Here is a 17,777-nt window from a genome sequence, read left to right as displayed (position 1 = left end):
GGCGCACCGTCGGTGCGCCGCCATCCACGGAGAGAACCTTTGACGCAGCGAAGCGGCAGTGCGGACCTGCCGCTGCATGGCGGGCGGGTTCCGAAATGGTTGGGCGACCGCATGACGCGGCTGGGCGCGGTGCTGTGCGAGGCGATCATCCATCACTATGGCCGCGACGTGCTGTTGCGGCGGCTGGCGCATCCCTTCTGGTTCCAGTCCTTCGGCGCCGTGATGGGCATGGACTGGCATTCGTCGGGCATCACCACCTCGGTCGTCGGCGCGCTGAAGCGCGGGCTGAACCCGATGTCGCGCGAGCTCGGCATCCATGTCTGCGGCGGGCGCGGCGCGCATTCGCGCAAGACGCCGCAGGAGCTGACGGTGATCGGCGATCGCGTCGGCATCGATGGCGCGGCGCTTGCCACCGCCAGCCGCCTTGTCGCCAAGGTGGACAGCGCGGCCGTGCAGGACGGTTTCGACCTCTATCTGCACGGCTTCATCGTCACCGACGACAGCCGCTGGGTGGTGGTGCAGCAAGGCATGAACGGCGACAGCCGCCAGGCGCGGCGCTACCACTGGCTGTCGGAAGGGCTGACCAGCTTTGTCGACCAGCCGCATGCGGCGATTGAGGGCGAGACCCAGGGTGACATCGTCAACCTCACCGATCATCGCGCCGAGCCGTCGCGGACCGGGCAGCTCGACCTGTTGAAGACCATGAGCCCGGAGCGGATCCTTGACGAGCTTGCCGTGCTGGAGCCGCCGACGAACGCAGCGCCCGCGAAACCGGCCGCGCAGCCGATGCTGCCCAATCTGGTGATGCCGGCACACCACGACGTGCGCGAGAGCGACATCGTCATGCACCGGCTGCACGGCAACATCTCGGCCGCCATCGAAAGCGGGCCGGCCGATTTTCCCGGGCTGCTGCTGGTGCCTGGCGTCGGCGCGCGCACGGTGCGGGCGCTGGCCATGGTGGCCGAAGTGGTGCACGGCGCGCCTTGCCGCTTCTCCGATCCGGCGCGCTTCTCGCTCGCCCATGGCGGCAAGGACCGCCACCCGTTCCCGGTGCCGCTGAAAGTCTATGACGAGACGATCGCGGTGCTTAAATCGGCCGTCGGCAGGGCGAAGCTCGGCCGCGACGAAGAGCTCGGCGCGCTGCAACGGCTGGATGGCGAAGCGCGGCGGCTGGAGCGCTACGTCACCGGGCCGAGCCTGAAGGAGATTGTCGCCGGCGAGTTCGACCAGTCGCATCTGCTTGGCGGGCGCAGTGTGTTCGGGTGGGAGAAGGCGCCGGATGCTGGCGAGGCGGCGAAGCCAGACAAGAAAGGCGCCTGGAGTAGGTTGAGAGATTGATTCACTGAACCGCCCCAAGCGCTTGTTTTTATACGGTTCCTTGCTGGTTCACATGCCGGGTTTGATAGCTGGACAGCTAAGGGTTCAAGATCGAAGGGATGATGCTGACAGGTGGCTATCGTGGCTACCCTCATCCCGCGTGCACCCGAGCGCAGGGGTGTTCACATCTTGCAAAACTTTGGAACGAGGTTGCGTCTCGGGGATTGTATTCGATCAACCTTGAACAGGAGGCAGCCATGAAAAAGCTTCTGCTTGCTTCGATTGTCGCTATCGCGGCAGCCTCGGCGATGGTCGTCCCGGCGAGTGCCGGCGGGCGCGTCGTGATCGGCATCGGTAACGGCTACTATGACGATTACAATGGCGGATATCGCGACTATTACGGCGATCGCTACGCACCTCGCCGCTTGTATCAGTATGATACGTACGACAACAGCTACAGGTATCACAGGTACCACAGGCATCATCGCCGCTGCCATATAGAGCTGGTCAAGCATTGGCGCCACCATCACAGGATCATTGAGGAAATCCGTGTTTGCGAACGGTGATCCGATAGCGTGAACCTGTCCGGCCGGCATCTGTCGGCCGGCCGCTTTCCTGCGCGGACCGCCGGCCTTATCGCGGCTTGCGCATCAGCATTATCCCGTAATGCACGGCCAGCAGGTCGAGCCCGACCTTCAGCAGCTTCACCACCACATCGCGTCCCTCGCCGGTGCGCTCGGCGAGCGCCTTCACCGACTGGCCTTCGAGGCAGATCTGGCGCACGGCGTCGGCCAGCTCCCAATGCGCCAATGCGGCATTGGCGCCGGCATGGGCGCGGCCGGCGTTGAGCATGCGGTGGGGGACGCCGCCATTGATGCGGCTTGAGTCAACGCGTTCTTCCCACGGCATCGGCCGCAGCCCTTCGCGCGAGGCGCGCTCGAAATCATCGCGAAAGCGCTGACCGGCCTCGCGCTGCTGACGCGTCAGCGACGTGATCCCCACCAGCGGATCGACATTGCGCACCCGGACGATGCCGCCGGTCGTGGTGTAGCCGTCATTGGAGACCTCGTAGACGCGACGCGCCTCTTCTGTGCCCACGCTCAGCCGCTTGCGGCCGAAGCGGTCGTCCTTCAGCGCGAAATCATGGCCGATCTCGCGGCGGATACGCACCTGCTCGGCCTCGTCTTTCGGGAGTTTTGGCGGTTTTGCCTTCTGCGCGGCTTTTTTGCTCATTGGGTGGTCCTTGTTGGAATTTGTGTTGAGCTGGACTTGGGTTCCTCGCCCCATGAAATGGGGAGAGGTGGCACGGCGAAGCCGAGACGGAGAGGGGCAGCGCGGCGGCTGTGAACCAGCTCTCACCGAGCACGAAGCCCTCGTTCCTCACCGGTTCTGGCTTCGCGGACGTCGTCCCCCTCTCCGTCTCGGCTTCGCCGAGCCACCTCTCCCCCGCGTTGCGGGGGCGAGGAACCGAGTCTCGCCGCCTAAACCATCTCGGCCACAGGCCGGTGGAAGCGCGCCTGGTGGTAGGCGCAATAGCTCTTCAGCGCCCTTGTGCGAAGGCCGCAGCACAACATCTCCGGCCCCGGCCGGCTGCCGGGCGCATCGTTTTCGGGATCTTCCTCCAGCGTCAGGTCGAGCGGCGCGCGGCAGCGGTCGAACAGGCAGTCGATGAGGCGCATGGCGGCGACATGCGGCTGGCGCCCGATGGCGGCAGAGCGCGGCGCCGGGATATTGAAACGGCAGATCTCGCCATCCACCACCAGCCGCCCCTCACCTGGGACCGAACGTGCCGGCTGAGGCGACAGCGGCTTGGCCAGTGGCCGACAGGCCGGTTTGGCGACCGGCATGGTTGGTATTGCGTGCTTCGAAGCGTCTGGCCGCCTTGTGAGCCTGCTCGGCTGCACCGGCGCAGTCTTCCTGGCTGTATTCTCGTTGGCCGCAGTCTTGTCTGTGGCATTCTTCCTGGGCCGGCCACCGGATCGGCCGCCCTTGGGATTGGCGAAGCCGATGGTCTTCAGCGCAGCGTTGCGGTGGACGATGCCGATGATGGCGTTGCGTGACACCGGACTGCCGCGCAACGCCGTAAAGCGGACGGCAATTCTTGTCGCCGACAGGCCGTCTCTGAGCCAGACGGCAATCTCCTGTAATTCGGTGTCGGTATAGGCAGTCATGTCGTATCCATTGATTTGCGGGCAAAGGCGAGCGCTCGGCCTGAAGGCCGGGCAAGGTTCAAAAGAGTGTGGTTTGGTGTTGTCAGGCGGCTGGCAGGGCGCCGGCGACGAGACGCCGCAATCCGGCTTCGGCCGCCACTCTGGTGAGGCCGGAAACCGCTCTGCCCGTCAGCCGGTCGAACAGGATGACGGTGCCGTCTTCGGTGCGGATACAGGAGACGCCGCCGGCATCGGCGGCGCCCTGAGGCAAAGAGGTGGCCGGAACCGGGAGAGGAACGGCTCCGGCCGTTCCGGTCGACAGGGTGAGTTCGACCGGATCCGGGGCAAAAGCCCCGGTTTGCGTCCGGACCGGGGAGGAGGACAGCCCGGACGATTGGAGAAAGCTGACGATGCCTGCGGAAACGCTTGCGGTTTGTTCGATCATGCGCTAAGCGTACGATATGTACGAAATATGCGCAAGCGAAATCGTACAATACGGACGATAAATTTCAGGCAATTTGTACGATGCAGGAACCGAGGCACAGATTGCAGCAGGCACGGGCGGAGGCGGGTTATGCCTCGCCGAGCGATGCCGCGCGGGCATTGCGCGACATCAACAAGAACACGCTGATCAGCCACGAGAACGGCAACCGGCCGCTGTCGCGCAAGGCGGCGGAGAAATATGGCCGCCTGTTCGGCGTCGATCCCGGCTGGCTCTTGTTCAATGGCGAGGGCGGCAGCCTTTCGGGCGGCCATTTCGGCTTTGACGAGGCGGGCCGGCAGATCCCGATGCCGTCGCTGGCCACGGTCGACGTGCCCATCGTCTCGTGGATCAGCGCCGGCGAACTCGGCAGCCAGGACATGGTGGTCAATCTCAGCGACTATCCGACCATCCCCACCACCGATCTCGAGCAGGGCCAATGGATCGCGCTGCGCGTCGACGGCCCGTCGATGAACAAGATCTCGCCGCCGGATTCGATCATCTTCGTCAATCTGCGCGACAAGCGTCTGGTGACCAATGGCTGCTATGTCATTTCGGACGAAAGCGGCCAGGCCACCTACAAACGCTATCGCCCCAACGAGAACCCGCCCTTCCAGCCGGCCTCCTACATGGACATCCCGCCGCCGGCGCTCGAAGGCGCCATCACCATCATCGGCCGGGTGAAGCGCTCGATGATCGATATGTGAGGGCTAATCTCCTCCTCGAGGGGGAGATTACGCCCCCAGAAACTCGTTCGTGAAATACGCTTCAAAATCCGGCTTCTCCTTCAGCGCCTTGCCGTCGGCGTCGAGCAATATTCCGGCGTTGAAGAGGTAGGTTCCGATCGCCTCGATCTTGGCCTTGTCGATGGTGCCGATGACGCCGGCCTCGCTTCTGAGGAAGTGACCGTCGACCAGCATCTTCAGCGAGGCGTGGATCAGGACCGGGTCGGTCAGAGCATCCTTATTGGAAGCGATCAGCAGATCGCCGGCTTCCTGCGGGTGGTCGACGGCAAACTGATAGCCGCGCCGCGTTGCCTCGACGAAGGCAGACGCCCCCTTAGGGTTTGCCTGGAGATAGGCATCGCTTGAGGCGATGACGGTGGTGTGCTCGTCGGGCACGCCGTAATCGGCGTAGCGGAAGCTGCGCTGCCCGATGCCTTTCAGCTCGGCGTCGACGCCTTCCCAGGTCGAGACCTCCAGCGTGAAATCGACAGAGCCGTTGGCCAGCGCCTCATAGGCCGAGGTGCCGAGCGTCACCGTCTCGAAACTGCCCTTGCCGCCATCGTGGCGGATGATGGTCGAGATCAGAGTGTTTTCCCAGGCGCTGCCGAAGCCGCCATAGGTCAGGCCGTCAAGATTCCTAGGGCTCTTGATCTCGCTGCGATCCGCGTTGAAGACCAGCCGACCGGTCTCCTGCTGCACCACGGCATAGACCGCCTTGAGATCGGCGCCGGCGGCGCGCTGGGTGAACAGGCCAACGCCGGCAATGCCGAAATCGGCGACGCGGCTGGCGACCAGCGTGCCGGCGCCGGTATCGCCATAGGGCAGGATGTCGACGTCGAGCCCGGCCTCGTCGTAGAAACCCTTGTCGCGGGCCACGAACAGGCCGATGTGGTTGGTGTTGACGGTCCAGTCGAGCGCGACGGTGATTTTTTGCGCAGCCGCATGAGCGCGCGAGGCCAGCGGCAGTCCGGCAGCCAGCGTCAAAAGCAGGGCTTGCCGGCGGGTGAAGTCGGTCATGATGATCTCCTTTGGAGGGTCTGCGGGAATGAGGCTCGGTCAGCCCCGGGGTTGAGCAGCGTGTCGAGGATTTCGGCTTCGAGCACCGCTGCGTGGCGCGCGGCATCGCCGCCGGTGGCGCGCGGGCGCAGCAGCGGCACGGCGATCTCGCTGATGATGCGGGCCGGCCGCGCCGACAGCACATAGATGCGATCGGAAAGGTACACGGCTTCGCGCACATCATGGGTGATCAGCAGCGCCGTCCAGCGGTGGCGCCGCCACATGCCTTCCAGCCAGCGCTGCATGGCCGCGCGTGTCAGTGCATCCAGCGCGCCAAAGGGTTCGTCGAGCAGCAGCATGTCGCGCTGTTGCACCACGGTGCGCAATAGGGCGGCGCGCTGGCGCATGCCGCCGGAGAGTTCCGCTGGCCAGGCGCGCTCGAAGCCGGCAAGGCCGAACTCGGCAAACAGCGGCTCGACCTGCTCGCGAGCGGCCCGGCGTGGCACGCCCTGCACTTCCAGTCCCAGCGTCACATTGTCGATGACGCGCCGCCACGGCATCAGCGCATCGCGCTGCGGCATGAAGGCGAACGGGCTGCCCTGCAACGGCGCGCCGTCGAAGCGCATTTCGCCCTCGCCTTTCAGTGCGCCGGTCAGCAGTTGGAACAGCGTCGACTTGCCAGCGCCGGAGGGACCGAGGATGGAGACGAACTCGCCGGCCGCGACATGGAGCGAAATGCCGGCAAGCACCTCCAGCGCACCGAAGTTTTTTCTGACATCGCGGAGTTCGAGCCGCGTCATTGGCGGCTCTCTCCCGAAGGCTTGCGGTCGCGGCTCTCGTTCCCCGCATTTTCCCAGGGCATGGCGAGGCGCTGGATGAGCACCGCAAGGCCGAACAACGCAAGCGTGAGCGCCGCGCTGACGGCGACCGCGGCCAACACCAGATCGGGGCGAAAATTGTTCTTGGCGTTGAGCATGTAGATGCCCAGCCCCTTCGCCGCCCCCGCATATTCGGCGAAGATCGCGCCGACCGCGGCATAGGTGATGGAGATGCGCAGCCCGGCGAAGAAATAGGGCAGCGCCGAAGGCAGCCGCGCCAGCCAGAAGATGCGCCAGCGCCCTGCCCCCATGGCGGCGAGCATCTGGGAAATCTCCTTGCTCGTCGTGGCAAACCCCTCGACCAGCGCCACCATCATCGGGAAGAAGGTGACGAGCGCGACCAGCAGGATCTTTGGCATCAGCCCGAAGCCGAACCACAGCACGATGAGCGGCGCGATCGCCACCAGCGGCAAGGTCTGGCTGACGATCAGAAGCGGAAAGAGTGCGCGGCGCAGCGGGGCCAAGAAATCGACCAGCGCCGACAGCACGAAGGCAGCCACCAGCGAGCAGGCAAAGCCGGCCGATGTGGCGCGGATGGTGGGAAGCGTGTTTTCGGCGAGTGCTGCGCGGTTATCCCAGGCCTGCAGCAGCACGCGCGACGGCGCCGGCAGCATGGTGGGCGCTGCGCCGCCATAGCGGGCGTAGAACTCCCAGGCCACGAGGAGCAGGGCGAAGGAAAGGGCGGCGGGTGCGAATTTGGCGATGACCGAGGCCATAGCTGATCTCCCCCCTTGTGGGGGAAATTGGATGTCGCATCCGCCTTCGCCGACCGCCGAAGCTTCCCCTTCGCCCTGCAGCTCAAGGTCAGATGTGAAGGCATCTCCTCCACGCAATGGGTTGGGCAAAACAGCCACGGCAATTTCCCTCGACGGCACGCGAAAAAGCGCGGCTCAGACGGCGCTCGGGCTGTTCGCCGAAATCGTGATGTCGAGGGTGACGTGGCCGGCGCCCGGGCCGAAGCGGCAGAAGGCCTCCGTGAGCGTTGCAAACACCGCGCCGGCATCGCCACGCAGTTTGGTGCAGAAGTTCTTTGAGCGATCAAAGACGCCGGACTGCTTCAGGAAATCGATGCAGCCATAGATCTCATCCATATGGTCGCCCGTGCCCATCACATAGAGCGAGAACTGCGCTGCCACCGGCTGGTCGGTCGATGGCGTCGCCTGGACGGCACGGATCGCGGCGACCTTGCGCTCGTCCAGCGGAATGGCGGGTCCCCCGGTCTGGTCGGAGCGGCAGATCGGATCGTCGGGCTCACCCGGACAGCCGCGCGAAACCGCAGCCGAAAGCACGCAGTGCCTGCCGCTTTTGGCCGCCGCCACGAACAGGTCGCGCATGGCGGGGAACAGCACTTCGGGCGGCCCGACCAAAAGCGTCGAGATGTCGTCGGTCTCGATCCGCAGCCGGTCACGCCAGGGATCGAGCGCGCCAAGCGCGCCAAGGATGACGCCGACGAAATCGTCGGTCATGGGATAAAGGGAAATCTGTGCGCCTGAAAACATCGCCCGCCTCGCTCCGCTGGTATTATCCAGATCAGCTTTAGGGTCCGAAGGCTTGGCGCCCTCATCTCAGCCCCGACCATACGGAGCACCCCTGTGGATGAGCGGGTTAAAGCACTGTTCGACGCATTGGGGAAGAGTCTTTTTGAAACGTCACGGTGGGAGTGTTGGCCAGATTTCGCCTTCTCCCTTGTGGAAGAGGCAAGTCACGTCCCGCGCTGAACAGTTCAAATTGTACGAAGTCGGCTTGACGTTATTTCGTACATAAAGTACGATAATCTTTTCAACAAGGGGGAATTCCGTGAGCACAGCGAACCATGCCGCCTTCGCCGACCTCTCCCGCCCGCTGTTGTCACTGCCACTGCTGCCGCCCTTGTCGCTCGACCAACGCGAACGCCTTGCCGGAGCCTGGCGAATGGCCAGCCAGGACATCGCCGACGATATCCGTTTCATCCGACAGTATCTGAAGGTGATTGCCGAGAAGGAGGAGAGGCTGTCGACCGGCACGCTCGTTCACAGCCGCGCCTATGTCGAGGCCTGCGCCGGCTGGCTGCCGCAGACGGTGGCGCGCTATCTTCGGCACCTACGCCAGATCACCGAATGCGAACTGGCCATGACAGCTGCCGGTATCCGCTTTGCGCTGTCGAGTTATGCTTGGGAGGCATGAGACGCGGTTAGCCAAACAAAACAAATTGCGCTGCCCGTTGCAGCCGCAATTCGTGAGGTTGAGAGGCTCAAGCTCAACGGCGGGCGCCAAGGATGGCCCCGCCGGGCGACTTCAGCCTTGCCCTATTTCGATTGGCCTATTTCGACTTGGCCTTGCCGGACTTTGCAGCCGCCGGCTTTGCGGCCTTTGGCTTGGCGTCGGCCTTGGCGGGCTTCGCGGCAGCCTTCTTCGCCGCCTTCTTCGGCTTGGCGGCTGCGCCATCGATTTCAGCCGTCGCCTGTTCCCAGTGCTCCTGATGCGCACCTTCGGGCCGGCCGGCGTTTTCCCAAATCTCGTGCGCCCGCTGGCGAATACGGTCCTGTTTGTCGTCCGTCACTTAAGCCTCCGTGGTTGGGTCCGATCGGTTGGTCCAGATTCCACGAAAACATTAGCCGAAAATTCAGCCGGCGTCTTGAGGGACGAGACGTCTCAGTGCTGATCCGAAACCACGGCGACGCCCAGTAGCGCTGCCTTCTTGACAATCAGCCCGGCGAGGTCGGCATCCGAACGATCCGTTCCGGTGCGCTCGCGCAGGAGCGCGATTGCTTCCTTCATTGACAGCAGCGCGGTGCTGCGCTCGGCCAACAGCTTGTCACAACACGCCGCCACATTGGTCTCGACATGCGGCAACATGGCAATGCTCCTTTCTTTCGTCGTTCGGCCCTGCCGCCCTTCTTGGGAAGAACGACAGGGCCTGTATCACCGATAAATGGTCAGGTCGGTCGTCGAGCGTTACTCACTCGACCACCTCGACAATCCTGCGCGTACTGGGATCGACCAGGACGGTGTGGTTGTCGACGACGGCGTATCTGTACTGAACGTCAGGAACCTCCTGCAACTCGACAGTGTCGGGCAAGGCGGAGCCGACATTCAATTCGACGCCGAGCAGATTGATCGACGCAAGCGGATGTTTCTTTACGTATTGGCGCACGACCGTGCGCTGTTCGGGGGTGATGATCACCTGCTGCTGTGCCGGCTGTGTGACGATGACCTCATCGGCGGCGGCAACGCCGAGGCCGGCAATCATGGCGAGCCCGGCGACAGCGGGAATATGGACGGTTTTCATCTTCGTCTCCTGTCGTTGTGTGCGAGCTCCGCCGTGTCCCCGCACGAGGCGAAAACAGCACAAATCGAGATGGCGGGCTCCTGGAGGCAAACGCCGCCAGTACGGTCTTGTTCCGCAAGCGGCTACTAAATTGATCGCCTTTCAGGTCATGTCAGCTGGAACCGCATCGGCATGATTGGCATTGAAGACGATCCCTCAGGAGACTTTCAATATGGACGATTTGCGGCTCCAAACTCCGGTGGCGATTGCGGTGGGCGCCGGCTTCAAACGCAACATCGCGACGTTGGCCGAGATGCATAATTTTCTTAAGGAATGGCCGCAGGCCAGACGCGGCAAAATCTACGACACGGCATTGAGGGCTTGCGAAAAGGCCAGGGCCGGACACTTGACCAAGGACCAGGCGCGGCGGGCTTTCACAGCCTTTGCCGAAACGGCCGGCATTGCCTGGACCGGCATTGATCCGGTGACTGCGCTGCGTCTTGCCAAGGCTGGAACCGGCCGGCTTCGGTACACAAGGGCCTCAACCGAGATCATTGCTTCGGCGGCTGCACAGGCACCTCGCCGGGCTTGATCACCGGCGTCTTGCCCTGATCCGGCGGCGGCTGCGTCATGCCCTGGTCACCGCTGGGCGGCGGCTGCAGCACGCCGCCGCAAGAACCAAGATCGGTGGTCGAATTGCCATTGCCGTCATCGCCGGGAGGTGGCTGCTGGCCGCCATCCTGGGGCTGCGCCTGGCAAGGCACGGCAGGAGTTCCCTCGCCGCTGTCTTGCGCGGCGGCAGGGCCTGCAAGGGCCAGCAGCGCGCACGGCAAGAAAACAAGAATCTTCATTGTCCGTCTCCGTCTGGAATCGTCTTCGTGTTGGCAAATGCCGCCCAGCGGCAATTGGTTCCCCCAAGTGGTTCCCCCAAGTCGTTCCCCAAGTCGTTCCCAAGCAAGGTGGACCGGTTTCGGGAACCTGCTTGCCGGCGGCGAGTTCCACTTTCTCGATACAGGCACCGACCCAGGGAGAAAAATTATGGACCCGCGTAGAAAGCGAAGCGACGAAGTGGAAGCGCCGGCACCGCGCCAGCAGGACTGGGATGCGCTGCGCGGCGCAAGGATCCTGCCCGACGGAGCAGATGAGGAAAGCCTGCCGGACACCACCGGTGTCGAGAAGGAAGGCGACCTGCCCGAGGAAGACGACGACAACCCCTATCAGGACAGTGACGATACCTTGCCCGACGATGCCGAGGAAGCCGCCATCGGTCGCGACCCGGCGCGGCGCGGTGGTCCTTTCGACGAGGTGTAGTCCCGAAGCTGTCTGCGCCGAAGTTTCGTGGTGTTTTACCGGAACCCTTCGCCTGTTCGCTGGTTAGGAAATTGTCCGAACCCAGAGGAGATCGATCATGGATCACACCAATCACGCACGACTTGCCAGCACGGAACTGACGCCCGACATACTCGAAGGCGCGACCATCTATGGTCCTGACGATAAGAAGATCGGCTCTGTCGATCATCTGCATGGCAGTCAGGTTGTCATCGACGTCGGCGGCTTTCTTGGCATCGGCGCCAAGCCGGTGGCTGTCGCCGCCAGCCAGCTTGACTTCATGCGCGACGAGGATGGCGACGTCCACGCCGTCACCAGTTGGACCAAGGAGCAGCTCAAGGCGATGCCGGAGCATCGAGACTGATATTTTTCGAAGGGTCGGGCTGCGGCCGGCCCTTCGTTCGTCACGCCAGTGCGCCCTCGCGGCTTGGCTTCAGCGGCGCCCTGGGGATCAGGGAGAGACCGATGATCCGAAAACTCAAATCAGGAAAATACCGCCTCTATTCGCGCAAGGTCGATGAAAAGACCGGACGGCGACGCAATCTTGGCACTTTCGACAGCCGCGAGGCGGCCGAGAAGCACGAACGCGAAGTCCAGTATTTCAAGCGCCATTGAAAGCGCTCATCTGGCCTCTTCAAGCGCGCAGGTAATCGCCCGAGCGTGCGCGTGCACGCTTCGGCAGCGCTCGAAAAGCCGACGGTCGCGCGATCGGGCCTTCAGTTCGCGGAATCGCCAAGTGCTTCGGTGACGAAGGACGCGGCGATCAAATCGTCCGCGTCGAGGCGTAGGGAGCCTTCGCTGCCCCCCATGATGGCTGCGACCTTCTGGAATGTCTGCATCTCGTATTCGGTAATCCTGGCGTTTCGCATCCTGGCTTTCAGATCGGCGACGCGTCTGCCCAGTGAGGCGGACGCCCCGATTTCTCTTTTCGACATGGTGTCGTGCTCCTCCCTCAACCCTGTTTTGCCCCTTGCCCGCTCGGACGTCGTACTCACAGCTGCCCAAATATAAGGCAGCACGAATACAGTCGCGGCAACGCGCGGTACCAGGGAAGGTTCCAGCGCCGAATGGTCACTAAATAATACGGGAGGGCCGGCAGCCGAGGCGACGGCACGCGCTGCAACCGCTGGCTGCAGCCATCAGGCAAACCAACCCGCGTCGCTATTCGCGACGCGGGTCAGACTTCAATTGCCTTGCGCGGACAGTCAGCGAGAAACCGACGGCACGGCTGCGGCCGAACGTGCCGTTTCGGGTGAGAACACCACGAAAGCAAAGACCAGAACAGCGGCGGCGACGATGAGCGAGCCGCCGGCAACAACAGGCTCAAGTGCCGGATTTCCCTGCAGCATCACGTAGAGGGCAGGCAGCATGATCACCACGCCAACCGTATAGAGCCAGTAGTGGATGATGGCGACGCGGCGTGCCGCCTTTTGCGGATTGAGCGCGTAGTAGCCGCCGAAGATGGCGCTCGTCACCCAGCCCAGCAGGTTGATATGCGCATGCGCCGGGAAGGCGCTGTGATCGCCTGAGATCGCCATCTGCAGGCCAGCCGCAATTCCCAATATCAGGAACACGATGGCGGTTTTAAAGAAAAGTTCCGAAACCCTAGGCATATCGTTTTCCCCCTAGCCGTTTACCCCGACATTGCGAAGGCTACACTCGGCAGCGAAGATTTTCCATGCCGTACTTGGGGTTAGCACCGCTTTTCCCTTGATATTGGCAGTTCCCTCGTGCCGGCAAAAAAACCGCCGGGGCGAACCCCGGCGGCATGTAGATTGGGCCGTTTCAGCCGGTGGGCGTTACGGCGTTGGCGCAGGTGCCAGCTTGGCCGCCATCTGGTCGATCTTCTCGGCAAGCACGCCGTTGGCCCAGTCGGTGACCTCGGCGTCGACCGGCTTGTTGGCCATATCGGCGAGTGCGTCATCGAGCGATGGGATGTTGCCGGTAGCTTCGGCGGCCGCATCCTTGGCATCCAGTGCCGCCTGAGTGGCGTCATCCACCGCGGTCTGCGCGGCGTCGAGATCGGCCTGGGTCGGGACCTCGTCGGGCGGGGTAAGCGGGTCAGCCGCTTTCGCTTCTAGCGCGTCGAGCGCGGCCTGGGCGTCGAGGACCGCCTGATCAGCGGCATCTACCGCGGCTTGGGCGTTCTTGGCAACTGCCGAAGCAGTCACATAAGCCTGAACGCCGGCGAACTTCTTGCTCTTCGAGTTCAAATAGGCGTTGATGTTGCGTTGCAGCGAGTTCAGCCGGCCGAGCTTGGCGTGGATGTTCTTTTCCTTGGGCGTCGCGGCGACCTCAACGTCATCGACGTCGGCCTCGTCGTCGGTCGAGGCCTTTTTGCCGTGAGCCGATGCCGACTTGCCATGCGAAGCGCTGTTGCCGGATTTGCCGCTATTGCCGCCGCCATGGCCGTTGCCGCCGCCGTTACCGCCACCATGGCCGTGGCCACCACCGTTACCGCCACCGTTGCCACCGGCACCAGCCAGGGCCGGAGAGGCCAGGAGCGCAAACGCGGCAAGCGCCGCCAAAAGAGTTTTTCGGGATGTCATGATACCTCCTCGGGGGATAGCCGCCACCGCTGACTCGCTATAGCAGCGCCATATGAGAATTTGCTAATTCGATGGAGTAAACTTTAGATAAATGTGGTTGCGATACGCGACAATCGGCTTGCAAACAGGTTGGGCAAATCTTGTAACCAATTGATATATAAATATAAATATGAACACCCTTGGGCGAACCGGCCCTTTGCGCGACTGACGCCCTATACTGATCAGACCTTAGGCCTAAATGCTGGGATACTTAGGTCGCAACCAGTGGAACCCATGACCGTCGTCGCATAACTTATCGAGCAGTATCGAACACAGATTTAACATCACCAGCCATCAACTTAATGATAAAGCTTCCAGAACGGAGCCTTCGGCGCATCGGTGATGGTCAATTGTCGCCCGGGACGGACGGCCTTTTTTTCAAGCGCTTGCGGCATTGAGCCTATGGCATCAGCAGGATATCGGCGCCCGGCTGTTCGTCGAACAGCACCGCACAGCCGCGTCCCAGCGCGACCGCCGACAGTGCGTTGGCGACAGCCTCGTCCGGCGACACAAAATCACCGGTCAGCACCCGCAACTCTTCCACCGCCTTGGCCATAGACACGCAGTGTCCGGCAACGCGATCGCTCGTACAGGCGTCAACGACGCTGACGAGGTCGCTCATCTCGAACTGGCCCATACCGGCCTCCACGAAACAGTGTCCCATCGAGACAATGAACGCCGTGGCGAGAGACAATGTTCCCTGCATCCGGCGGCAAGGCAGATCAATCGACGGCCGGATCTCCGGCGAATTCACTGGAGGTTAAGCACCGCGCTTGACAGCGGACCCTGTTTGTTCTCTATTTGTTCCTAAAACCCACTCTCGCAATAGGCGCGGCTAATGCTGCAATGCCTAAAGGAACGGCCGGGATGGAACCCACCATCCTGCATGCGGATCTCGATGCCTTCTATGCCTCGGTCGAGCAGCTGCTCGACCCGTCGCTCAGGGGCAAGCCGATTGCCGTCGGTGACGGCGTCGTGCTGGCCGCTTCCTACGAGGCCAGGGTTTTCGGCGTGCGCGGCGGGATGCCGGGACGACGCGCGCGGGAGCTCTGCCCGCAGTTGATCTTTGTTGGCGGAAATTTCGGCGAGTACCAGAGGCTGGGCGATGCCGCGATAAAAGTGCTCGACGATTTTACGCCGCTGGTCGAGCGCATCTCCATCGACGAGGCCTTTGCCGATGTCGCCGGCTGCACGCATCTGTTCGGGGCGCCGGCCGAGATCGCCGCCACGGTGCGGCGGCGTGTGCGGGCCGAGCTCGGCCTGCCGATCTCGATCGGCGTGGCGCGCACCAAGCACCTGGCCAAGATCGCCTCGCAAGTGGCGAAACCCGACGGGCTGGTGGTCGTCGATCCGGCAACGGAGCTCGCCTTCCTGCACGACCTGCCGGTCGGCTTGATGTGGGGCGTCGGCCCGGCGACCAAGGCGCGGCTGGCAGAGGTCGGTGTCGAGACCATCGGCCAGCTGGCCAAGACCCATAGCGGCGCGTTGCGCCGGCTGCTCGGCCCCGCCGCCGGCGAGAAGCTGGCATCGCTGGCCTGGAACCGCGACCCGCGAAAACTCGAGACGCACCGGCGGGCGCACTCGGCTGGCGCACAGTCGGCACTCGGCAAGCGGCCGGCCGAGGCCCATGTCTTCGGACCTGTTCTTCTGCATCTGGCAGACCGGGTCGCCAGCCGGCTCAGGGCGAAATCGCGGCCCGGCCGCACGGTGACGGTGCGGGTGCGTTTCGCCGATCTGCATGCGGTCACGCGCTCGGTGACGCTCGATCAGCCGATTTCGGCAACCGCGATGCTGGCCGAAATCGCCGAGGAGCTGGTGCGCGGCGTGCTGGCCGCCAACCCGCGAGAGAAGACTATCTCGCTGCTGGCGATCTCGGTGTCGCAGTTGGAAGAAAGTGCCGAGCTGCAGCTCGAGTTGCCGCTCGGCCTCGATGACGAGAAGCAGCGGCCCGGCAGCAAAAAGGGCCTGGCGCGCTTTGGCGCCGACCGCGCCATCGACAAGATCCGCCAGCGCTTTGGCAAAGAGGCGGTCGGCTACGGCGCGGTGGCGCTGGAAGCCCGGCGCTCGGTTCCCGACGCCTTCCGCGAACTGGCGGAGAAGGAACTGTGAGACCTATCGGCCGGTGCGCCAATAGCGATGCACCTTGACGCCGCTTGCACTTGCCCCATTCCAGGGCTCGCAAGCTATGCCGTCACGGTCGGCGTCGTGTGTCGGCCAGTAGCCCGGTTCTCCCACATGCGCGGGGGCCAGGCCGACTGCACGGGCAGCGCTACAGTTCGGAAATGCCGCGAGGTGCCTGAGCACGGCCCATGGCTGTTCGAACCGGACGCCCAGAAAGCCGTAGACGATGTAGCCGAACAACAGGATGAACGGGGCCAGCATGGCCAACCATCTCAACCTGCCCGACCCGCCGTGGCGGCGATGCATTGGCCAACGCAGGAACGGCAGGAGCATCACCCTTGGCCGCCAAAACTTTCGATGGGGGGAAAAACGTGCACAGGCAATGTCCCAAACGCTGCACTGCCTCTATAACAAGTACGGGTAGGAAAGGTAGAACGTGCGATTGCTTGGGGTTTTCCTGGGAGAGTTCTTGCAGCGGTGGGGCAGACTATCGCTGGCCCTGCAGTTCCTCATTGCCGGCGGTATCGGGCTGCTGGTGGTGATGCTGGTGGTTGGCCTGTGGGTGACTTCGCAGATCCGGCAAGGCGTCATGCGCAATTCCGCCGCGACCACGGCGCTCTATGTCGACAGCGTGATCGCGCCGCTGTTGCCCGACATGCGCAAAAGCCGCGAGCTCGACGACACCGTCAAGCGGGCGCTGGACGAGACGCTCGACCAGGGTGCACTCGGCAAGCGGCTGGCGTCGTTCAAGCTGTGGCGGCGCGACGGCACGATCCTCTACGCCAAGGATACGACGCTGATCGGCAAGGTGTTCGAGCCGAACGCCAACCTGGTCGCCGCCTTCAGCGGCAATGTCGTGGCCGAGTACAACGACCTCGATGACGACGCCGAGAGCCCATACGAGAAAAAGACGGTGGCTGGACCGCTGCTGGAAATCTACAATCCGATACGCGAACCCTGGTCGGGCGAAGTCGTTGCCGTTTCAGAGTTCTACGAGGTTGCCGACGACTTCGAATCGACTCTGAACGTCGCCCTGTGGCAAAGCTGGCTGGTGGTGGCCGGCGCCACGGCGGCGGCATTGGCGCTTTTGTCAGGCATCGTCTTTCGCGGCAGCCGCACCATTCAAACCCAGCGGACGGCGCTTGAGGCCAAGATTGCCGAATTGCGGGCGCTGCTGTCGCAGAATTCATCGCTGCGCCAACGCGTGCAGCACGCCTCGCGCCGCGCCGCCGCGCTCAATGAACGCTATCTCAGGCGCATCGGCGCCGATCTCCACGACGGGCCGGCCCAACTCGTGGCGCTGGCGGCACTCAGGATGGACAGCCCGATCCTGCTTGATCCCGGCGCCTCCACCGCGCTGCGCGAAGCCGAGATCGCCGACATCCACAAAACGCTTGACGAAGCTATCCACGAGATACGCGGCATCTGCAACGGTCTCGTCCTGCCGCAGATCGAGACGGCGGCGGTGCTGGACATATTGCGGCTGGCGGTCGCCGAACACCAACGGCGGACCGGAACCTCGGTTTTGCTGACGCTGCCGAAGCGCTTGCGCGAACCCGGTCCTTCCGAGAAGATCAGCATCTATCGTTTTGTCCAGGAAGGCTTGAACAATGCCTATCGCCATGGAAAAGGTCGGGATCAGGCGGTGAAAGCGGCAATGAAAGGTGGCAAGCTGTTCGTCGAGGTGCTGGACGGCGGTCCCGGATTCGACCCGGCAAGAAGCGAGGGCCTTGGGCTTGCCGGTCTGCGGGAGCGTATCGAGAGCATAGGCGGCCAGTTCGAAACCGTATCCGGCCCACAAGGCACACGACTGGTGATATCATTGTCCATCGAGGAGCAATCGTGACCCACGCCATCCGCATTGCCATTGTCGACGATCATCCATTGTTTCGCGAGGGCGTAGCGCGCAGCCTCGGCGAGATCGGCGGTTTCGAAGTGGTCGGCG

26 protein-coding genes, 1 pseudogene and 1 riboswitch are annotated in these 17,777 nt (G+C 63.4%); of the genes and pseudogenes, 11 read left to right on the top strand and 16 right to left on the bottom strand.

Annotation, left to right across the window (positions count from 1 at the left end; genetic code table 11):
• Positions 1 to 39 precede the first annotated feature (39 nt).
• A complete protein-coding gene (locus ACWTU9_RS18635; protein ID WP_455859547.1) occupies positions 40 to 1,338 on the top strand; it encodes a DUF763 domain-containing protein in 1,299 nt (432 codons plus the stop codon).
• Positions 1,339 to 1,574: 236 nt separating this feature from the next.
• Positions 1,575 to 1,883: a hypothetical protein gene (locus ACWTU9_RS18630; RefSeq protein ID WP_455859546.1), complete on the top strand. Its 309-nt coding sequence runs from the start codon at positions 1,575 to 1,577 to the stop codon at positions 1,881 to 1,883.
• A gap of 67 nt (positions 1,884 to 1,950) precedes the next feature.
• Here ACWTU9_RS18630 and ACWTU9_RS18625 read toward each other — a convergent pair whose 3' ends face one another.
• The 3 genes from ACWTU9_RS18625 to ACWTU9_RS18615 form a co-directional block, all read right to left on the bottom strand.
• On the bottom strand, positions 1,951 to 2,550 hold the full coding sequence (locus ACWTU9_RS18625) for a DUF6456 domain-containing protein (RefSeq protein ID WP_455859545.1): 600 nt from the start codon (positions 2,548 to 2,550) through the stop codon (positions 1,951 to 1,953).
• A gap of 248 nt (positions 2,551 to 2,798) precedes the next feature.
• On the bottom strand, positions 2,799 to 3,488 hold the full coding sequence (locus ACWTU9_RS18620) for a GcrA cell cycle regulator (protein ID WP_455859544.1): 690 nt from the start codon (positions 3,486 to 3,488) through the stop codon (positions 2,799 to 2,801).
• 82 nt (positions 3,489 to 3,570) lie between these two features.
• On the bottom strand, positions 3,571 to 3,912 hold the full coding sequence (locus ACWTU9_RS18615; RefSeq protein WP_455859543.1) for a hypothetical protein: 342 nt from the start codon (positions 3,910 to 3,912) through the stop codon (positions 3,571 to 3,573).
• An 80-nt stretch (positions 3,913 to 3,992) separates the two neighbouring features.
• Here ACWTU9_RS18615 and ACWTU9_RS18610 point away from each other — a divergent pair, with 80 nt between their 5' ends.
• Positions 3,993 to 4,655 (top strand): LexA family transcriptional regulator, encoded by a 663-nt coding sequence (locus tag ACWTU9_RS18610; protein ID WP_455859542.1) that lies wholly within the window; start codon positions 3,993 to 3,995, stop codon positions 4,653 to 4,655.
• Between the two features lie 27 nt (positions 4,656 to 4,682).
• Here ACWTU9_RS18610 and ACWTU9_RS18605 read toward each other — a convergent pair whose 3' ends face one another.
• The 4 genes from ACWTU9_RS18605 to ACWTU9_RS18590 form a co-directional block, all read right to left on the bottom strand.
• Entirely contained in the window at positions 4,683 to 5,690 is a 1,008-nt protein-coding gene (locus ACWTU9_RS18605) for an ABC transporter substrate-binding protein (protein WP_455859541.1), read from the bottom strand.
• The gene (locus tag ACWTU9_RS18600) at positions 5,687 to 6,469 is read right to left on the bottom strand and encodes an ABC transporter ATP-binding protein (RefSeq protein WP_455859540.1); all 783 of its coding nucleotides are present in this window, start codon (positions 6,467 to 6,469) and stop codon (positions 5,687 to 5,689) included. Before ACWTU9_RS18600 ends, ACWTU9_RS18605 begins: the two co-directional genes overlap by 4 nt.
• On the bottom strand, positions 6,466 to 7,263 hold the full coding sequence (locus tag ACWTU9_RS18595; RefSeq protein ID WP_455859539.1) for an ABC transporter permease: 798 nt from the start codon (positions 7,261 to 7,263) through the stop codon (positions 6,466 to 6,468). Before ACWTU9_RS18595 ends, ACWTU9_RS18600 begins: the two co-directional genes overlap by 4 nt.
• Positions 7,264 to 7,437: 174 nt before the next feature.
• On the bottom strand, positions 7,438 to 8,046 hold the full coding sequence (locus tag ACWTU9_RS18590) for a YkoF family thiamine/hydroxymethylpyrimidine-binding protein (protein ID WP_454577374.1): 609 nt from the start codon (positions 8,044 to 8,046) through the stop codon (positions 7,438 to 7,440).
• A riboswitch (TPP riboswitch) is annotated at positions 8,037 to 8,149 on the bottom strand. (Overlaps the previous gene by 10 nt.)
• Before the next feature lie 195 nt (positions 8,150 to 8,344).
• Between ACWTU9_RS18590 and ACWTU9_RS18585 the strand changes: the two genes are divergently transcribed.
• Positions 8,345 to 8,710 (top strand): hypothetical protein, encoded by a 366-nt coding sequence (locus ACWTU9_RS18585; protein WP_454588626.1) that lies wholly within the window; start codon positions 8,345 to 8,347, stop codon positions 8,708 to 8,710.
• A 136-nt stretch (positions 8,711 to 8,846) separates the two neighbouring features.
• Here the strand turns inward: ACWTU9_RS18585 and ACWTU9_RS18580 are convergent, their stop codons facing one another.
• The 3 genes from ACWTU9_RS18580 to ACWTU9_RS18570 form a co-directional block, all read right to left on the bottom strand.
• Positions 8,847 to 9,086 (bottom strand): DUF2934 domain-containing protein, encoded by a 240-nt coding sequence (locus tag ACWTU9_RS18580; protein ID WP_454588625.1) that lies wholly within the window; start codon positions 9,084 to 9,086, stop codon positions 8,847 to 8,849.
• 92 nt (positions 9,087 to 9,178) lie between these two features.
• Positions 9,179 to 9,382 carry a hypothetical protein gene (locus tag ACWTU9_RS18575; protein ID WP_454577377.1) on the bottom strand — a complete coding sequence of 68 codons (204 nt, stop codon included), beginning with the start codon at positions 9,380 to 9,382 and terminating at the stop codon, positions 9,179 to 9,181.
• A 103-nt stretch (positions 9,383 to 9,485) separates the two neighbouring features.
• Positions 9,486 to 9,815 carry a DUF1236 domain-containing protein gene (locus ACWTU9_RS18570; RefSeq protein ID WP_455859538.1) on the bottom strand — a complete coding sequence of 110 codons (330 nt, stop codon included), beginning with the start codon at positions 9,813 to 9,815 and terminating at the stop codon, positions 9,486 to 9,488.
• A 211-nt stretch (positions 9,816 to 10,026) separates the two neighbouring features.
• Here ACWTU9_RS18570 and ACWTU9_RS18565 point away from each other — a divergent pair, with 211 nt between their 5' ends.
• The gene (locus tag ACWTU9_RS18565) at positions 10,027 to 10,386 is read left to right on the top strand and encodes a DUF982 domain-containing protein (RefSeq protein WP_455859537.1); all 360 of its coding nucleotides are present in this window, start codon (positions 10,027 to 10,029) and stop codon (positions 10,384 to 10,386) included.
• On the opposite strand, the gene ACWTU9_RS18560 is transcribed toward ACWTU9_RS18565, so the two are convergent.
• On the bottom strand, positions 10,346 to 10,645 hold the full coding sequence (locus ACWTU9_RS18560; protein ID WP_455859536.1) for a hypothetical protein: 300 nt from the start codon (positions 10,643 to 10,645) through the stop codon (positions 10,346 to 10,348). The two genes, ACWTU9_RS18565 and ACWTU9_RS18560, sit on opposite strands and share 41 nt — an antisense overlap.
• Before the next feature lie 187 nt (positions 10,646 to 10,832).
• Between ACWTU9_RS18560 and ACWTU9_RS18555 the strand changes: the two genes are divergently transcribed.
• From ACWTU9_RS18555 to ACWTU9_RS18545, 3 genes are all read left to right on the top strand, one after another.
• On the top strand, positions 10,833 to 11,105 hold the full coding sequence (locus ACWTU9_RS18555) for a hypothetical protein (RefSeq protein ID WP_455859535.1): 273 nt from the start codon (positions 10,833 to 10,835) through the stop codon (positions 11,103 to 11,105).
• 97 nt (positions 11,106 to 11,202) lie between these two features.
• Positions 11,203 to 11,487, top strand: a complete 285-nt coding sequence (locus tag ACWTU9_RS18550) for a PRC-barrel domain containing protein (protein ID WP_455859534.1) — start codon at positions 11,203 to 11,205, stop codon at positions 11,485 to 11,487.
• Between the two features lie 101 nt (positions 11,488 to 11,588).
• Positions 11,589 to 11,738: a hypothetical protein gene (locus ACWTU9_RS18545; RefSeq protein ID WP_142870100.1), complete on the top strand. Its 150-nt coding sequence runs from the start codon at positions 11,589 to 11,591 to the stop codon at positions 11,736 to 11,738.
• 101 nt (positions 11,739 to 11,839) lie between these two features.
• Here the strand turns inward: ACWTU9_RS18545 and ACWTU9_RS18540 are convergent, their stop codons facing one another.
• From ACWTU9_RS18540 to ACWTU9_RS18525, 4 genes are all read right to left on the bottom strand, one after another.
• Entirely contained in the window at positions 11,840 to 12,058 is a 219-nt protein-coding gene (locus ACWTU9_RS18540) for a hypothetical protein (protein ID WP_455859533.1), read from the bottom strand.
• A gap of 270 nt (positions 12,059 to 12,328) precedes the next feature.
• A complete protein-coding gene (locus ACWTU9_RS18535; RefSeq protein WP_455859532.1) occupies positions 12,329 to 12,736 on the bottom strand; it encodes a hypothetical protein in 408 nt (135 codons plus the stop codon).
• A gap of 186 nt (positions 12,737 to 12,922) precedes the next feature.
• The gene (locus ACWTU9_RS18530; protein WP_455859531.1) at positions 12,923 to 13,672 is read right to left on the bottom strand and encodes a hypothetical protein; all 750 of its coding nucleotides are present in this window, start codon (positions 13,670 to 13,672) and stop codon (positions 12,923 to 12,925) included.
• Between the two features lie 439 nt (positions 13,673 to 14,111).
• Positions 14,112 to 14,348 (bottom strand): hypothetical protein, encoded by a 237-nt coding sequence (locus ACWTU9_RS18525; protein WP_454577387.1) that lies wholly within the window; start codon positions 14,346 to 14,348, stop codon positions 14,112 to 14,114.
• 230 nt (positions 14,349 to 14,578) lie between these two features.
• Here ACWTU9_RS18525 and dinB point away from each other — a divergent pair, with 230 nt between their 5' ends.
• Positions 14,579 to 15,820 (top strand): DNA polymerase IV, encoded by a 1,242-nt coding sequence (gene dinB / locus ACWTU9_RS18520; protein WP_455859530.1) that lies wholly within the window; start codon positions 14,579 to 14,581, stop codon positions 15,818 to 15,820.
• A gap of 3 nt (positions 15,821 to 15,823) precedes the next feature.
• On the opposite strand, the gene ACWTU9_RS18515 is transcribed toward dinB, so the two are convergent.
• Positions 15,824 to 16,093: an excalibur calcium-binding domain-containing protein gene (locus ACWTU9_RS18515; RefSeq protein WP_455859529.1), complete on the bottom strand. Its 270-nt coding sequence runs from the start codon at positions 16,091 to 16,093 to the stop codon at positions 15,824 to 15,826.
• Positions 16,094 to 16,301: 208 nt separating this feature from the next.
• Between ACWTU9_RS18515 and ACWTU9_RS18510 the strand changes: the two genes are divergently transcribed.
• Both ACWTU9_RS18510 and ACWTU9_RS18505 read left to right on the top strand, forming a co-directional pair.
• A complete protein-coding gene (locus tag ACWTU9_RS18510) occupies positions 16,302 to 17,678 on the top strand; it encodes a sensor histidine kinase (RefSeq protein ID WP_455859528.1) in 1,377 nt (458 codons plus the stop codon).
• Positions 17,675 to 17,777, top strand: a pseudogene (locus ACWTU9_RS18505) (DNA-binding response regulator); the annotation flags it as partial. The gene ACWTU9_RS18510 and the pseudogene ACWTU9_RS18505, both read left to right, overlap by 4 nt.

This window comes from Mesorhizobium sp. 128a (genome assembly GCF_053848025.1).
Note: the sequence above shows the minus strand (reverse complement) of the source record. Positions and strands in the feature narration are given on the sequence as shown.

Coding starts and splice junctions, on each gene's coding strand:
- ACWTU9_RS18595 (WP_455859539.1), bottom strand. CDS start 7,263: ATGGCCTCGGTCATCGCCAAATTCGCACCCGCCGCCCTTTCCTTCGCC.
- ACWTU9_RS18615 (WP_455859543.1), bottom strand. CDS start 3,912: ATGATCGAACAAACCGCAAGCGTTTCCGCAGGCATCGTCAGCTTTCTC.
- ACWTU9_RS18535 (WP_455859532.1), bottom strand. CDS start 12,736: ATGCCTAGGGTTTCGGAACTTTTCTTTAAAACCGCCATCGTGTTCCTG.
- ACWTU9_RS18605 (WP_455859541.1), bottom strand. CDS start 5,690: ATGACCGACTTCACCCGCCGGCAAGCCCTGCTTTTGACGCTGGCTGCC.
- ACWTU9_RS18575 (WP_454577377.1), bottom strand. CDS start 9,382: ATGTTGCCGCATGTCGAGACCAATGTGGCGGCGTGTTGTGACAAGCTG.
- dinB (WP_455859530.1), top strand. CDS start 14,579: ATGGAACCCACCATCCTGCATGCGGATCTCGATGCCTTCTATGCCTCG.
- ACWTU9_RS18515 (WP_455859529.1), bottom strand. CDS start 16,093: ATGCTGGCCCCGTTCATCCTGTTGTTCGGCTACATCGTCTACGGCTTT.
- ACWTU9_RS18525 (WP_454577387.1), bottom strand. CDS start 14,348: ATGGGCCAGTTCGAGATGAGCGACCTCGTCAGCGTCGTTGACGCCTGT.
- ACWTU9_RS18550 (WP_455859534.1), top strand. CDS start 11,203: ATGGATCACACCAATCACGCACGACTTGCCAGCACGGAACTGACGCCC.
- ACWTU9_RS18620 (WP_455859544.1), bottom strand. CDS start 3,488: ATGACTGCCTATACCGACACCGAATTACAGGAGATTGCCGTCTGGCTC.
- ACWTU9_RS18540 (WP_455859533.1), bottom strand. CDS start 12,058: ATGTCGAAAAGAGAAATCGGGGCGTCCGCCTCACTGGGCAGACGCGTC.
- ACWTU9_RS18630 (WP_455859546.1), top strand. CDS start 1,575: ATGAAAAAGCTTCTGCTTGCTTCGATTGTCGCTATCGCGGCAGCCTCG.
- ACWTU9_RS18610 (WP_455859542.1), top strand. CDS start 3,993: ATGCAGGAACCGAGGCACAGATTGCAGCAGGCACGGGCGGAGGCGGGT.
- ACWTU9_RS18565 (WP_455859537.1), top strand. CDS start 10,027: ATGGACGATTTGCGGCTCCAAACTCCGGTGGCGATTGCGGTGGGCGCC.
- ACWTU9_RS18545 (WP_142870100.1), top strand. CDS start 11,589: ATGATCCGAAAACTCAAATCAGGAAAATACCGCCTCTATTCGCGCAAG.
- ACWTU9_RS18590 (WP_454577374.1), bottom strand. CDS start 8,046: ATGTTTTCAGGCGCACAGATTTCCCTTTATCCCATGACCGACGATTTC.
- ACWTU9_RS18560 (WP_455859536.1), bottom strand. CDS start 10,645: ATGAAGATTCTTGTTTTCTTGCCGTGCGCGCTGCTGGCCCTTGCAGGC.
- ACWTU9_RS18530 (WP_455859531.1), bottom strand. CDS start 13,672: ATGACATCCCGAAAAACTCTTTTGGCGGCGCTTGCCGCGTTTGCGCTC.
- ACWTU9_RS18600 (WP_455859540.1), bottom strand. CDS start 6,469: ATGACGCGGCTCGAACTCCGCGATGTCAGAAAAAACTTCGGTGCGCTG.
- ACWTU9_RS18570 (WP_455859538.1), bottom strand. CDS start 9,815: ATGAAAACCGTCCATATTCCCGCTGTCGCCGGGCTCGCCATGATTGCC.
- ACWTU9_RS18555 (WP_455859535.1), top strand. CDS start 10,833: ATGGACCCGCGTAGAAAGCGAAGCGACGAAGTGGAAGCGCCGGCACCG.
- ACWTU9_RS18625 (WP_455859545.1), bottom strand. CDS start 2,550: ATGAGCAAAAAAGCCGCGCAGAAGGCAAAACCGCCAAAACTCCCGAAA.